Here is a 15,070-nt window from a genome sequence, read left to right as displayed (position 1 = left end):
ATATGAGAAAGTCTCTGCCGATGACGGCTGTCGTTGGTGGGGGCTTTTTTGTTGTGAGGAGCGGGTCTGTAAGCGAAAGTGAGGGAATAGTTGTAAGGGGGAGCGTTAATCGGCTGTGAGGACGATTTAGGTAGCCCGTGAGGTAGAAATAAGATTGGTAGTGGATAAACAGCCATTCTGATGATTGCCTTGGTGGTAAGTGATAAAAGAGATCTTATCCAAGTGGCATGCATAGTTGTGCCGAGAGAGGGAAGCCTGGGGAGGCTAGGTGAGTTGACAGGTTAATTGGAAACTTTTGCGCCAGCAAGGCCGGTAATGAAGCGGATTCTAAGTGGGTTAAGCCAGTTTTTAAAACTTTTTGCAAAAAAATTCAAAAAAGGCCTAGCTTTTTTTCTGGGGATACGATACAATATTATTTGTTGTTACGAGAGTAGTTATTCAGTTCACGAATATTTATTCAAAACAATTTGAAAAAGATGTTGACAAGCTTTCGTCGGCATGGTAAATTATAATAGTTGTTTCGATTGAGAGAGTTGTTTCTCAGTTCGGATGATATGGAGGATTAGCTCAGTTGGGAGAGCGTCTGCCTTACAAGCAGAGGGTCACAGGTTCGAGCCCTGTATCCTCCATTGGGACCTAGGTCCCTGGCGTTAGTTCGCCAACGTTGCAGGTGTGGCGGAACTGGCAGACGCGCTAGATTTAGGTTCTAGTGTCTTATGACGTGGGGGTTCGAGTCCCTTCACCTGCATTAACCAAATATTGCAAAATATTGTTAAAATATTTTGCCGACTTAGCTCAGTTGGCAGAGCATCTCACTAGTAATGAGGAGGTCGGAGGTTCGAATCCTCTAGTCGGCATGGTTCCAAAAAACCAAATAGCCAATTTGCGGAAGTAGTTCAGTGGTAGAACATCACCTTGCCATGGTGGGGGTCGCGGGTTCGAATCCCGTCTTCCGCTTTTGCCCTTTTGCCGGGGTGGCGGAATTGGCAGACGCACAGGACTTAAAATCCTGCGGTCAGTGATGACCGTACCGGTTCGATCCCGGTCCTCGGCATTTAACTTAATAATTATGCACCCATAGCGCAACTGGATAGAGTGTCTGACTACGAATCAGAAGGTTGTAGGTTCGACTCCTACTGGGTGCATTTTTGTTGCTTATAAGTAATTATGGGCAATTTTTTCGGGAAGTAGCTCAGCTTGGTAGAGCACCTGGTTTGGGACCAGGGGGTCGCAGGTTCGAATCCTGTCTTCCCGATTAACTGGCGTAAGCAGTTCGCCAGCGGGCTATCTCGGGAAGTAGCTCAGCTTGGTAGAGCACCACGTTCGGGACGTGGGGGTCGCAAGTTCAAATCTTGTCTTCCCGATTTTTTTATCCCGAGACTACATATAATAAAGTTAGAGAATCAGTTCATTACGAATTGGTTCTCTTTTTTTGCACTAAAAATGGCGAATTACTTCTACGGTAGGGATTCACAGTAAATCGGTTGGCACGGGGACTGGTCAACACTAGTCCTAAGCAAGTCAATTTGATGGAAGCGAGCCATTATAATAGGTTAGAATAGGACTGTGGCCAAGGACTGATTAGTGAGAAAGCAGTTGCTGCTAGCTAGGATGGCGTATTCGAACGCATGACTTCTATAGTAGGCTTGAAGAGAGATTGAAAATAAAAATTTTCCGGCGGCCGTGAGACAAAGCCTAAATGGTTAGTGCCTCTTTGTGGACCAATTGTTGATAGTAGGCGGAATCCCTGGCAGCTACAGTGCGGGAATTTACGCGCAGTGAGACGGCTTTCACGCTAATTGTTTGGAAGGTCAAAGATTATTTGGTATGATGGATTACCAGAACTTCTCAGGTAAACGCGGTCTAATCCGTTGCATTTTTATGGGAAGTTCGTATAATATTAGTCAACATTAGTCAAGAAAACTGCACTGAAGGGGGGACGATAATGGAAAATCAAAATATTTCGGATATTATTGAGTCTTACCTTAAGCAGATTCTGGCTGAGTCCCAGCAGGTGGAGATCCGCAGAGCGGAAATTGCCGACCAGTTTAACGTGGTGCCTTCACAGATCAATTACGTGATTAAGACGCGCTTTACCATCCAGGACGGTTACGTGGTCCAAAGTAAACGGGGTGGCGGCGGTTATATTCGGATTGAAAAAGTGAAGCTCCTCGACAACTTAGACTTTATTGACTCTCTCGTGGCGGCGGTGGGTGACCACATTACCCGGCACGACGGTTTAGCGGTTGTTCGTAGCCTGTTTGAGGCGGGCGCTGTGAACCGGCGAGAGGTTAATATCATTTTGGCCGCAATCGATAAGGACGCCATTAATACTGGCGACCGTGACCTGGACCAGCAGATTCGGGCACGCGTCTTGATTTCTATTTTGAACCATCTGCGTTACGAAAGTTGAGAAAGTGAGGAGTTGCAATGGATAACCTATTTACACCGAGTGCTAAAAGTGTTTTAGTTTTGGCACAGGAACAAGCAAAATATTTTAAGCACCAAGCGGTGGGTACGGAACACTTGTTGCTCGCCCTCACCATTGAAAAAAATGGTATTGCCAACAAGGTTTTACAGCAGTTCTCTGTGACCGACGATGACGTTCGCGAGGAAATCGAACGTTTCACGGGATACGGGACCTTAGCTAACGTCGACAAGGATAGTTACCTGCCATACTCCCCAAAGGCCAAGGCGATGTTAGCCTTAGCTGGCGATGAAGCCAAGCGGCTGGGGGCAACTAAGATCGGCACGGAACACTTGTTACTGGCATTATTGAGTGACGAGACCATCTTGTCTTCTCGGATCCTGAAGAATTTAAACGTTGAACTTGTGGATGCTCGTAAAGTGGTGCTCCGTAAGTTAGGGATTTCCGACACGCCTAAGCGTCGTAACGATGCTCGTGCGCGGCGGGGTGCGCCTCAAGGCGGGACCCCAACGTTGGACTCTCTGGCTCGGGACTTAACGGAGTCCGCTAAAGAGGGTCGTATGGACCCGACGGTTGGCCGGAACAAGGAAGTTAAGCGCGTGATCCAGATTCTGAGTCGGCGGACCAAGAACAACCCCGTTTTAATTGGGGAACCTGGTGTGGGGAAGACGGCGATTGCTGAGGGTTTGGCCCAACGCATCGTTGCCGGTGATGTCCCAGAAGATATGCAACAGAAACGGTTAATGATGCTCGATATGGGATCATTAGTCGCCGGAACCAAGTATCGTGGTGAATTTGAAGACCGTTTGAAGAAGGTTATCGAAGAAATTTACAACGATGGCCAAGTCATTCTCTTCATTGATGAATTACACACGCTGATCGGTGCCGGGGGTGCTGAAGGGGCCATTGATGCCTCGAACATCTTGAAACCAGCCTTAGCGCGAGGGGAGCTCCAAACCATCGGGGCCACCACGTTGGATGAGTACCAAAAGTACATTGAATCCGATGCTGCGCTGGAGCGGCGGTTTGCGACGGTCCAAGTCGATGAACCAACGCCAGCCGAAGCCTTAGAAATTTTGAAGGGCTTGCGGCCACGTTATGAGGACCACCATCACGTTAACATTACCGATGAAGCGCTGGACCAGGCCGTGAAGCTGTCTACCCGTTACATCAGCGACCGTTTCTTGCCAGATAAGGCGATCGACCTGATGGATGAAGCCTCTGCCAAGGTCCGTATCGACCAAATGGACAAGCCAACGCCAGCTAGCAAGCAGGTTCAAGAGTTGAATCAGCTGTCTGCTGACAAAGAAGCGGCCATTGAAGACCAAGACTTCGAAAAGGCTGCGGAACTGCGGACGAAAGAAATGCAGTTGCGTGAGAAGATTGAGGCACGGAAGGCCAAGGCTGCTGCGGCTGCTGCCGAAGAGCCAGAGCATCACTATAGCTTAAATGTGACCGGTGAAGATGTCGCGGACGTTGTTGCCGAGTGGACGGGTGTTCCCGTTACCCAGTTGAAGCAAACGGATGCGGATCGGCTGGTCAATTTGGAAAAGATCTTGCATCAGCGAGTCGTTGGCCAAGAAGAAGCCGTTTCAGCCGTTTCTCGTGCGATTCGGCGGGCACGTTCCGGGTTGAAAGATCCGAACCGGCCAATTGGGTCCTTCATGTTCCTTGGGCCAACCGGTGTTGGGAAGACTGAATTAGCCAAGGCACTGGCCGAAGCGATGTTCGGTTCCGAAGACAACATGATTCGAGTCGACATGAGCGAATACATGGAGAAGTACTCGACCAGTCGTTTGATTGGGTCCGCACCAGGTTACGTGGGCTACGACGAGGGTGGCCAGTTGACGGAAAAGGTTCGTCAAAAGCCATACTCTGTTGTCCTCTTTGATGAAGTAGAAAAGGCCCATCCAGATGTCTTCAACATTTTACTGCAAGTCTTAGATGACGGTTACTTGACCGATTCCAAGGGACGGAAGGTCGATTTCAGAAATACAATTCTGATCATGACGTCCAACTTGGGGGCAACGAAGTTACGGGATGAAAAGACCGTTGGTTTCGGTGCCGAAGATATGGCCAACGATTACCGGGCAATGGCCCAAACCATCCGGGAAACGTTGAAGCAATCATTCCGGCCAGAATTCTTGAACCGGATTGATGAAACGGTCATCTTCCACTCCTTGAAGAAGCCAGAACTCCACGAAATTGTGAAGTTAATGGCCAAGCAGATCGTCGATCGCGTGGCAGAACAAGACATCAAGCTGAAGATTACACCTGCAGCAATCGATGCCGTAGCCAAGGCGGGCTTTGACCCAGAATATGGGGCACGGCCAATCCGGCGGGCACTGCAAACGCAGGTTGAAGATAAGCTGAGTGAGGAACTCTTAAACGGCGAGGTCAAGACCAACGACCAAGTCACGATTGGAGCCACTCAAGGTAAGATCACGGTCAGCGTCAAGTCAGCCACCAAGAAAACGGCGGTTGCCACGAACTAAATTGCATTGAATGAAAGCAGTGTGTGCTGGGGCTGACCTGGGACATACTGCTTTTTTGGTGCGATGTGGATGGCGGGCGATTGGGGGCTAATTTGGTGCGGATTGTGGTGACGGGTCTGTGGGGAGACACTTACGGGGGATTTCTGTGCTTGTCATTCACTGTTGAGTTGGGCACAGTAGTCGCTATTTGGACAGAAACAAACACCCGTCCAGCTAATACTCATGCCAACTTTGTTCTAGTGACCGGAAACATAACAGTGATGGTACCAGCGGATCTGTAGGAGAAATTAGGCTCAGTCTAGAGCAGTAAGTGATTGTATTTGAAGTGACACAAGCAGAGCCGGAGGAGACCAGGGGTGGAGCCAGCCGTGGTAATCTTGATAGCTGGCCACTGACTAGCTATCAAGATGGGCGACTTTTAAGACGCGTGATTTTCGCGGCTTAAAAGCGAGCGAGAGGACCGTTCCTCAGTCCGAAGCGTCCCCCACAGCAGGTGGAACCCCTGGCAGCCGGAGTGCGGCTATCTCACAGCAATGTTGCGGCCATCCCTCAGCAATATCACAACCATTTAAGCATCAACTGTTACTTGGTCTAGCTGGTGATAAGTGGCTGTGGTACACTTACAGTACGAGAGATGAAAGGACGGGAGCCACCAATGAAAAGAGAAGAGCAGTTAACCCACACACACGCCGCCATTTTACAGGCCGCACGGGAGCAGTTCTTATCGCAGGGGTACCAAGCGACCTCTACTAGAGACATTGCAAAGGAAGTGGGCATCACCCAACCGGCGTTGTACCACCATTTTAGTGATAAAGAGGTCATTTTTCTTGAGGTCATTAAAACTGTGGGGGCTGAAATTCGGACCGGTTTAACCCAGGTCAACGACCGGTTAGCCACCGAAGAGAATCCTGATCCAGTCGACGCCTTGGTTCAGATTACGGAGGTCTTGACGGCCGTACATCCGCGAGATGTCTTTACGGTGATCCATAGTAGCTTCAAATACCTCAAACCAGAAAATAAGCGACAACTGGGGATGGTATTCGGTCAGGACTACGTTGGGCCGCTGCAGCACTTCTTCGAATTGGGGATTGTGACCCTGCGACCGCAGTTGGCACCACAAGATGCCGCTTCCTTTTATCTCACCAGTCTCAGCCCACTATTTAATACATTCCACCATGTCGGGCCGGCAGATGCGTCACAGCATGACCAGACGGTGGCGTTGATTCGTCTGATTCTGTTTGGCGTGGCGGTCAAAAAGTAGGCTGATTGACGAGAAACTTACAAAACAGCTAGGAATCGTGAGTGTTCGTCATTGACAATTCAGAACTAATTTAGTATTATATTATTCGTATGCAACTGTGAACTGAAATTGGCAACGACGATCTATTGTCCGGCGTTGCCGTTATAAGAAGCCAAAAGCAAATCAAATTGGGTTTGTTTTTGGATTTTTTTTGCCAAAAAACCGGGTGAAAAGTAATTTGTAACCAAAATGTAATATAACGGTTTGGCCAGTCCACAGAATAAATAGGAGAGGTGAACAACTTGGCAGGACACTTAGTGAAATACGGGAAACACCGTACTCGCCGTAGCTATTCGCGGATCAAGGAAGTTCTTGATTTACCTAACTTAATCGAGATTCAAACCAATTCTTACAACTGGTTCCTCGACGAAGGTTTGCGTGATATGTTCGACGACATCATGCCAATCGAAGATTTTCAAGGAAACCTTTCGTTAGAGTTTGTTGATTATCAATTACTGGAACCCAAATATAGCGTGGATGAAGCACGGGAGCACGACGCGAACTATTCAGCACCACTTCACGTCACCTTACGTTTGACCAACCACGAAACGGGTGAAATTAAGTCGCAAGATGTCTTCTTCGGTGACTTCCCATTAATGACGGCCCAAGGGACCTTCATTATCAACGGGGCAGAACGGGTTATTGTTTCTCAATTAGTCCGGTCACCAGGAGTTTACTTCAATGAAGATACCGATAAGAATGGCCGGACCGTTTTCGGTGCCACGGTTATTCCTAACCGGGGGGCTTGGCTAGAATTTGAAACGGACGCGAAGAACATTTCTTACGTTCGAATCGACCGGACACGGAAGATCCCAATGACTGAATTAGTTCGGGCATTAGGGTTCGGTTCCGATGACGAAATCTTGGATATCTTAGGTGACAACGAAAGCTTAATGGCAACGTTGGAAAAGGATATTCACAAGAACACCGACGATTCACGTGTCGAAGAGTCCTTAAAGGACATCTACGAACGCCTACGTCCAGGTGAACCAAAGACGGCTGACTCTTCACGGAGTTTACTGACTGCACGGTTCTTTGATCCAAAGCGTTACGACATGGCTCCCGTTGGTCGTTACAAGACCAACAAGAAGTTAAGCCTAAAGACCCGTTTATTGGGCCTGACCTTAGCCGAAACGTTAGCTGATCCAGATACTGGTGAAGTTATCGCGCAAAAGGGCACGGTCGTTGACAAGGACGTTATGAAGACCTTGGCACCATTCTTGGATCAAGAAGACTTCAAGATGGTGACTTTCCAACCTTCAGACGAAGCCGTTGTCACTGAACCATTGAAGTTACAGATCATCAAGGTACAATCACCAGATGATCCAGAACAAGAAGTTCCCGTTATTGGGAATGGCAACATTGATATCAAGCTGAAGCACATCCGCCCAGCCGACATCATTGCTTCCATGAACTACTTCTTCAACTTACAATTAGGCATCGGGAACACCGATGATATTGACCACTTGGGTAACCGGCGGATTCGTTCCGTGGGTGAACTCCTGCAAAACCAATTCCGGATCGGGTTATCGCGGATGGAACGGGTTGTGCGTGAACGGATGTCAATTCAAGATGCTGCGACGGTAACGCCACAACAATTGATCAACATTCGACCAGTAGTCGCTTCCATTAAGGAATTCTTCGGGTCATCTCAATTGTCACAATTCATGGATCAGACTAACCCACTGGGTGAATTAACCCATAAGCGGCGTTTGTCTGCCCTTGGACCTGGTGGTTTGACGCGTGACCGTGCCGGATATGAAGTCCGGGACGTTCACTACACCCACTATGGCCGGATGTGCCCAATTGAAACGCCTGAAGGACCTAACATTGGGTTGATCAACAGTTTGTCCAGTTATGCCCGGGTTAACCGCTACGGCTTTATCGAAACGCCATACCGTCGTGTCTCATGGGATACGCACAAGGTTACCGACAAGATCGATTACCTGACGGCCGATGAAGAAGATAACTACGTTGTGGCTCAAGCCAACACGCCATTGAAGGATGACGGTTCATTTGATACCGACACCATCATGGCTCGTGCAAAGTCCGAAAACATTGAAACCAGTGCAGACCGGATCGACTACATGGACGTTTCGCCTAAGCAAGTAGTTGCTGTGGCCACGGCATGTATTCCTTTCTTGGAAAACGATGACTCCAACCGGGCCTTGATGGGGGCCAACATGCAACGGCAAGCTGTGCCATTGCTGGATCCTCACGCCCCATTAGTTGGGACTGGTATTGAATATAAAGCAGCGCATGATTCCGGGGTTGCCTTAATCAGTCAACACGACGGAACTGTTGAATACGTTGATGCACGGGAAATCCGCGTGCGGCGTGAAGACGGTGCGCTCGACACTTACAAGCTCATGAAGTTCCGCCGGTCAAACGGTGGGAAGAACTACAACCAACGTCCAATCGTTAAGGTTGGCGATCACGTCGACAACGACGAAATCTTGGCTGATGGTCCTTCAATGGAAAATGGGGAATTGGCTTTAGGTCAAAACCCATTAGTTGCTTTCATGACTTGGCAAGGGTACAACTTCGAAGATGCCATCGGGATCAACGAACGGTTGGTTCGCGATGACGTTTACACGTCGATTCATATTGAAGAATACGAATCAGAAGCACGTGACACGAAGCTTGGACCTGAAGAAATGACTCGCGAAATTCCTAACGTGGGTGAAGACGCCTTGAAGAACTTGGACGAAGACGGGATTATCCGTGTTGGTGCTGAAGTTCAAGACGGCGACATCTTAGTTGGTAAGGTAACGCCTAAGGGTGTGACTGAATTATCTGCTGAGGAACGTTTACTCCATGCTATCTTTGGTGAAAAGGCCCGTGAAGTTCGGGATACTTCTCTTAAGGTGCCACATGGTGGTGGCGGAATCATCCAGGACGTTAAGATCTTCACGCGTGAAAACGGTGATGAACTTTCTCCTGGTGTTAACATGATGGTTCGGGTCTACATCGCGCAAAAGCGGAAGATCCAGGTTGGGGACAAGATGTCTGGTCGTCACGGTAACAAGGGGACTGTTTCAGTCGTTATCCCTGAAGAAGATATGCCGTACATGCCAGATGGGACGCCAATCGACATCATGCTGAGTCCAATGGGTGTGCCTTCTCGGATGAACATCGGGCAAGTGCTCGAATTGCATTTGGGGATGGCTGCTCGTAAGTTGGGTATTCACATTGCGACGCCTGTCTTCGATGGTGCCCAAGATACTGATATCGCGGACGCTGTTAAGGAAGCCGGAATGGCCGCCGATGCTAAGACTGTCTTATACGATGGCCGGACCGGTGAACCATTTGACAAGCGGGTTGCCGTTGGTGTCATGAACTACCTGAAGTTGGCCCACATGGTCGACGACAAGATGCACGCCCGTTCCATCGGACCTTACTCACTGGTTACGCAACAACCACTTGGTGGTAAAGCGCAATTTGGTGGCCAACGGTTTGGTGAAATGGAAGTTTGGGCTTTGGAAGCTTACGGTGCCGCTTATACGTTACAAGAAATCTTGACGTACAAGTCCGATGACGTGGTTGGTCGGGTTAAGACCTACGAAGCCATCGTTAAGGGCGATCCAATTCCTAAGCCTGGTGTGCCTGAATCATTCCGTGTTCTGGTCAAGGAATTACAATCCTTAGGGCTGGACATGAAGGTCTTAAACGGGAACAACGAAGAAATCGAACTCCGCGATATGGACGACGATGACGATGATGTTGTGAACGTTGATGCCTTGAGCAAGTATGCTCAACAGCAGGAAGAACAACGGAAAGCCGCTGCTCAGACCGATGATGCTAAGGCAACACCTGCACCTACGAAAAATGAAAGTCAACCGAACACACAAGACTAATTAATAAGGGAGGTCGCTTCTTTGGTCGATGTCAATAAGTTCGAAAGCATGCAGATCGGGCTTGCCTCGCCTGATAAGATCCGTAGCTGGTCTTACGGGGAAGTCAAAAAGCCTGAAACCATCAACTACCGGACATTAAAGCCTGAAAAAGACGGGCTATTCGACGAGCGGATTTTTGGCCCTACTAAGGACTGGGAATGTGCCTGTGGGAAATACAAGCGAATCCGTTACAAGGGTGTCGTTTGTGACCGTTGTGGGGTTGAAGTTACCCGTTCTAAGGTTCGTCGTGAACGGATGGGCCATATCGAATTGGCTGCTCCTGTTACTCACATCTGGTACTTCAAGGGTATCCCAAGTCGGATGGGCTTAGTCCTCGACATGAGTCCCCGGGCGTTGGAAGAAATTATTTACTTCGCTTCCTACGTTGTCTTAGATCCAGGTAACACGCCACTCGAAAAGAAGCAATTACTTTCCGAACGTGATTACCGTGACAAGCTGATCGAATACGGCAGCAGTGCCTTTAAGGCTGAAATGGGTGCCGAAGCCATCAAGAAGTTGTTGATGGCCGTGGACCTAGATAAAGAAGTTAAGGAATTAAAGGAAGAATTGAAGGAAGCTACTGGCCAAAAGCGGACGCGTGCCGTTCGTCGTTTGGACATCTTGGAAGCCTTCGTTACATCTGGTAACCGTCCGGAGTGGATGGTCATGGATGCTATTCCGGTAATCCCACCTGATCTTCGTCCAATGGTACAACTCGAAGGTGGTCGTTTCGCAACGTCCGACCTGAACGACTTGTACCGGCGGGTTATCAACCGGAACAGCCGGTTGAAGCGTTTGCTGGACTTAAATGCGCCTGGTATTATCGTTCAAAACGAAAAGCGGATGTTACAAGAAGCCGTTGACGCCTTGATCGATAACGGTCGTCGTGGCCGTCCAGTGGCTGGTCCTGGTAACCGTCCATTGAAGTCTCTTTCACACATGTTGAAAGGGAAGCAAGGGCGGTTCCGGCAAAACTTGTTAGGGAAGCGGGTTGACTACTCTGGTCGTTCCGTTATTGACGTTGGTCCTTCCCTCAAGTTCAACCAAATGGGTCTGCCAGTTCCAATGGCTTTGGAATTATTCCGGCCATTTATCATGAAGGAATTGGTTGCTCGCGGGTTAGCTTCTAACATTAAGAACGCTAAGCGCCAAATCGACCGTGAAGATGACGATGTCTTTAACGTTTTGGAAGACGTCATCAAGGAACACCCTGTGCTGTTGAACCGGGCCCCTACGCTTCACCGTTTGGGGATTCAAGCGTTCGAACCTGTCTTGGTTAGTGGTAAGGCAATGCGGCTTCACCCATTGGCTTGTGAAGCTTACAATGCCGATTTCGATGGGGACCAAATGGCCATCCACGTTCCATTATCTGACGAAGCACAAGCTGAAGCACGTCTGCTGATGCTGGCTGCTCACCACATTTTGGCTCCTGCCAGTGGTAAGCCAGTTGTTGCGCCTTCACAAGATATGGTTATCGGGAACTACTACCTGACGATGGAAGAAGACAATCGTGAAGGGGAAGGCATGATCTTTACCGACCTCAACGAAGCTGTTCTGGCTTACCGGAATGGTTTAGTTCACTGGCACAGTCGGGTCGGTGTTCAAGTGTCTTCGATGCCTGATAAGCCATTTACGGATGATCAACGCACGAAGATTATGGTCACGACCGTTGGGAAGTTGATTTTCAACAACATCCTGCCAAAGTCGTTCCCATACTTGAACGAACCAACTAGCACGAACCTGAACGGCTACGTCCCTGACAAGTACTTCTTGGCACCGGGCGAAGACATTCACGATTACCTGCAAAATGCTGAATTGATCGGTCCATTTAAGAAGGGCTTCTTGTCCGATATTATTGCGGCCGTTTACCAACAATACAAGGTAACGGCAACGTCGAAGTTGCTTGACCGGATCAAGGACTTAGGTTATGACGAATCAACTAAGTCCGGTCTGACCGTTGGGATGGTCGATGTGACTGACTTGAAAGAAAAGCCAGAAATCATCGACGAAGCCCACAAGCAGGTTGCTACGGTTACCAAGCAGTTCCGTCGTGGTCTGATTACCGATCATGAACGTTACGAACGCGTTATTGGAATCTGGAACGATGCCAAGGACGACATTCAAAACGCCTTGATTCACAGTTTCGATCAACAGAACCCTATCTTTATGATGAGTGATTCTGGTGCTCGTGGGAACATTTCTAACTTTACGCAACTTGCCGGGATGCGTGGTCTGATGGCCGCTCCTAACGGTGAAATCATGGAGCTGCCGATCACGTCTAACTTCCGTGAAGGCCTGACGGTTATGGAAATGTTCATTTCGACCCATGGTGCTCGTAAAGGGATGACCGATACGGCCCTCAAGACTGCCAACTCAGGTTACCTGACTCGGCGGCTGGTCGATGTTGCGCAAGACGTTATCATTCGGGAAAAGGATTGTGGGACTGACCGTGGTTTGAAGATTCGTGCCATCACTGATGGTAATGAAATGATTGAACCATTGTACGACCGGATCTTAGGGCGTTACACCCAAAAGACCGTCTACGATCCAAAGACTGGGGACGTTATTGTTCCTAAGAACCAAATGATCGTCGAAGACACCGCACAAAAGATCGTTGATGCTGGTGTTGAAGAAGTTACTATTCGTTCCGCCTTTACTTGCAACACTGAACATGGTGTTTGTGAGCATTGTTACGGCCGGAACATGGCTACTGGTGACGAAGTTGAAGTTGGTGAAGCTGTCGGGACTGTTGCCGCGCAATCTATCGGTGAACCAGGGACCCAGTTGACCATGCGTAACTTCCATACCGGTGGTGTTGCCGGGAACGAAGATATCACCCAAGGGCTTCCTCGTGTTCAAGAATTATTTGAATCTCGGAACCCTAAAGGTAAAGCTGAAATTACCGAAGTTACTGGGACGGTTGAATCAATCGAAGAAAACCCAGCAGAACGGACGAAGGAAATTACCATTAAGGGTGAAGCTGATACGCGGAGTTACACGTTACCAATCACTGCCCGCATGCGGGTCACTGAAGGCGACTTTATCCACCGTGGTTCTGCATTGAACTATGGGTCTGTTGATCCTAAGGAAATGCTGCGGGTTCGCGATGTCTTATCAACTGAAACTTACATCTTAGGTGAAGTTCAACGGGTTTACCGGATGCAAGGTGTTGCGATCAGTGATAAGCACGTGGAAATCATGGTTCGGCAAATGTTGCGTAAGGTTCGGATCATGGATCCGGGCGATACCGACGTTCTGCCTGGTACCTTGATGGATATCCAAGACTTCCGTCGTGCCAACTACCAGACGTTGATCGATGGTGGCATTGCTGCTACCGCACGTCCAGTTATCTTGGGGATCACCAAGGCTGCTTTGGAAACGAACAGTTTCTTATCAGCCGCATCCTTCCAGGAAACGACGCGTGTCTTGACCGATGCTGCTATTCGGGGCAAGAACGATCCACTGGTTGGTTTGAAGGAAAACGTTATTATTGGGAAGATTATTCCTGCCGGGACTGGGATGCCAGATTACCGTCAGATCAAGCCCAAAGAAGTCGGTGGCTCATCGACCGAAGGCGTCTACTCCATCAGCGATTTGGAAAAGCAAATGCAAGAAGACTCTCAAGCTTAGTGACAGCTAAGTAACGTGCAAAATGAGTCGTTGAGACTCTGAGCATTAGAGAGGAAAGGACTCCTGACCGGTGATTGCCGATTGGGGGTCCTTTTTTTCTGCGCAGAGAGATCTGGCTTGTGGCGTACATTTTAGAAACAGTGGTAATAGGGGAAGACTCGGACATTAAGGACACTCTAAGATAAAAAAGCGACTCGCAATCCACTGTACAGATTGCGAGTCGCTTTTGCAGTTTAGTATGTGCATTTTCAGTTGAGTTTAGTGCGAGGATGGTCGTAAATTGAAGAGTTTCTCCGCTTCGGCTTCTTTTTGGCGCATCCACTGTTGGTAAGCTGGGTCCTTTTTTTGGTCGGCCATGTGCTCGTTTTCCTCGGGCGTTAGGGCTCTTGTTTCACGTTCGTCGATGATAAATACTAAGTCATCTTTTTCAATATTCTTCAAAATGTACAGCTCCTCTGGCGTAAATCTGGTCGGTGGCATTCAAAATGGCTTCGTGACGGTGATAGCCCTTTTCTTTACTGGCAGTATACCAGAATTTGAAAAGCGTATCTATATTCGGGTCTCCGTTTGGAATCGTAATTAGTTGTAAAGAGCCATCATGGCCAATGATGAGACTGGCGCTTACAACTGATTCTGATTCTAGGGTGAAAATATCGGCAATAGAAGGTCGGGTGCTTTCAGGATGATTGTGAAGTAAGATTATAGACTCTTTGTAGTGTGTAATTTTTTTATAGTTATCTTCACTGAAACCGGTACGAAGTGGTAGTGTTGGTGATAGGTTTGTGGCAATGATATCACCGCCTCTAATGCTAATTGCATAGAGATCTTCGAACTCTGTTGAGGTACGATGTTGTCAACCACGCCCGTTTAAAAACGGACGCTTGTGGGAACCACACCCCATGGCATGGCGACCACAATTTTCTTAGATACAGCGCTAGCCTACGAATAGGACTTATCCGCTAATTACCAAAGCCTTTTAGGTCCGCAGGTTGCCAGGCGGACTCATTCTTTACAACGTCGCTAAACCCTTTGCTAATATATTTTTAGCTGCGTTATGATCACGCACATGGAATACCCCACAGTTAGGACACGTCCACTTACGAGCCAACGTCAACTTATTCTTTCCGGCCATGACGTGTCCACAATCGCTACATGTCTGTGTCGTATTTCGGGGATCGATTGTCAAAAATTTTCGGCCGTACATGTCAGCCTTATAGACCAACATGCTCAGTAGAGTTCGCCACCCGACATCCGAGATACTCATTGCCAAAGCATGGTTACGCAACATATTTTTACCCCGCAGTTCTTCGGCTACGACTAG

Annotated in this window: 7 protein-coding genes and 8 tRNA genes; 13 read left to right on the top strand and 2 right to left on the bottom strand. The window is 48.6% G+C overall.

Going from position 1 to position 15,070, the window contains the following annotated elements; translation table 11 throughout:
* Positions 1 to 556: 556 nt before the first annotated feature.
* From FC99_RS11585 to rpoC, 13 genes are all read left to right on the top strand, one after another.
* Positions 557 to 629, top strand: a tRNA-Val gene (locus FC99_RS11585).
* A gap of 37 nt (positions 630 to 666) precedes the next feature.
* Positions 667 to 748, top strand: a tRNA-Leu gene (locus FC99_RS11580).
* A 36-nt stretch (positions 749 to 784) separates the two neighbouring features.
* Positions 785 to 857: transfer RNA gene (locus FC99_RS11575), tRNA-Thr, on the top strand.
* Between the two features lie 28 nt (positions 858 to 885).
* Positions 886 to 957 (top strand) — tRNA-Gly (locus tag FC99_RS11570).
* A gap of 11 nt (positions 958 to 968) precedes the next feature.
* Positions 969 to 1,054 (top strand) — tRNA-Leu (locus FC99_RS11565).
* Positions 1,055 to 1,071: 17 nt separating this feature from the next.
* A tRNA-Arg gene (locus tag FC99_RS11560) sits at positions 1,072 to 1,145 on the top strand.
* A gap of 36 nt (positions 1,146 to 1,181) precedes the next feature.
* A tRNA-Pro gene (locus FC99_RS11555) sits at positions 1,182 to 1,255 on the top strand.
* A 35-nt stretch (positions 1,256 to 1,290) separates the two neighbouring features.
* A tRNA-Pro gene (locus FC99_RS11550) sits at positions 1,291 to 1,364 on the top strand.
* Between the two features lie 581 nt (positions 1,365 to 1,945).
* Complete coding sequence (locus FC99_RS11545) at positions 1,946 to 2,413, top strand: CtsR family transcriptional regulator (RefSeq protein WP_048735451.1); 468 nt, start codon at positions 1,946 to 1,948, stop codon at positions 2,411 to 2,413.
* Positions 2,414 to 2,430: 17 nt separating this feature from the next.
* Positions 2,431 to 4,923, top strand: a complete 2,493-nt coding sequence (locus FC99_RS11540; RefSeq protein ID WP_048735454.1) for an ATP-dependent Clp protease ATP-binding subunit — start codon at positions 2,431 to 2,433, stop codon at positions 4,921 to 4,923.
* Positions 4,924 to 5,578: 655 nt separating this feature from the next.
* Positions 5,579 to 6,184 (top strand): TetR/AcrR family transcriptional regulator, encoded by a 606-nt coding sequence (locus FC99_RS11535; protein ID WP_048735457.1) that lies wholly within the window; start codon positions 5,579 to 5,581, stop codon positions 6,182 to 6,184.
* Between the two features lie 281 nt (positions 6,185 to 6,465).
* Entirely contained in the window at positions 6,466 to 10,080 is a 3,615-nt protein-coding gene (rpoB, locus tag FC99_RS11530; RefSeq protein WP_048735460.1) for a DNA-directed RNA polymerase subunit beta, read from the top strand.
* Between the two features lie 21 nt (positions 10,081 to 10,101).
* Positions 10,102 to 13,749: a DNA-directed RNA polymerase subunit beta' gene (gene rpoC / locus FC99_RS11525; protein WP_048735463.1), complete on the top strand. Its 3,648-nt coding sequence runs from the start codon at positions 10,102 to 10,104 to the stop codon at positions 13,747 to 13,749.
* 258 nt (positions 13,750 to 14,007) lie between these two features.
* Here the strand turns inward: rpoC and FC99_RS11520 are convergent, their stop codons facing one another.
* Together FC99_RS11520 and FC99_RS14270 are read right to left on the bottom strand one after the other, a co-directional pair.
* A complete protein-coding gene (locus FC99_RS11520) occupies positions 14,008 to 14,190 on the bottom strand; it encodes a hypothetical protein (RefSeq protein WP_048735465.1) in 183 nt (60 codons plus the stop codon).
* Between the two features lie 568 nt (positions 14,191 to 14,758).
* A partial coding sequence (locus FC99_RS14270) for an RNA-guided endonuclease InsQ/TnpB family protein (RefSeq protein WP_235805919.1) occupies positions 14,759 to 15,070 on the bottom strand: 312 nt, incomplete at its 5' end.

This window comes from Levilactobacillus koreensis JCM 16448, assembly GCF_001435525.1.
GTDB classification, from domain to species: domain Bacteria; phylum Bacillota; class Bacilli; order Lactobacillales; family Lactobacillaceae; genus Levilactobacillus; species Levilactobacillus koreensis.
The sequence above is the reverse complement of the archived record's forward strand: the minus strand, read 5'-3'. Positions and strand labels throughout refer to the sequence as shown.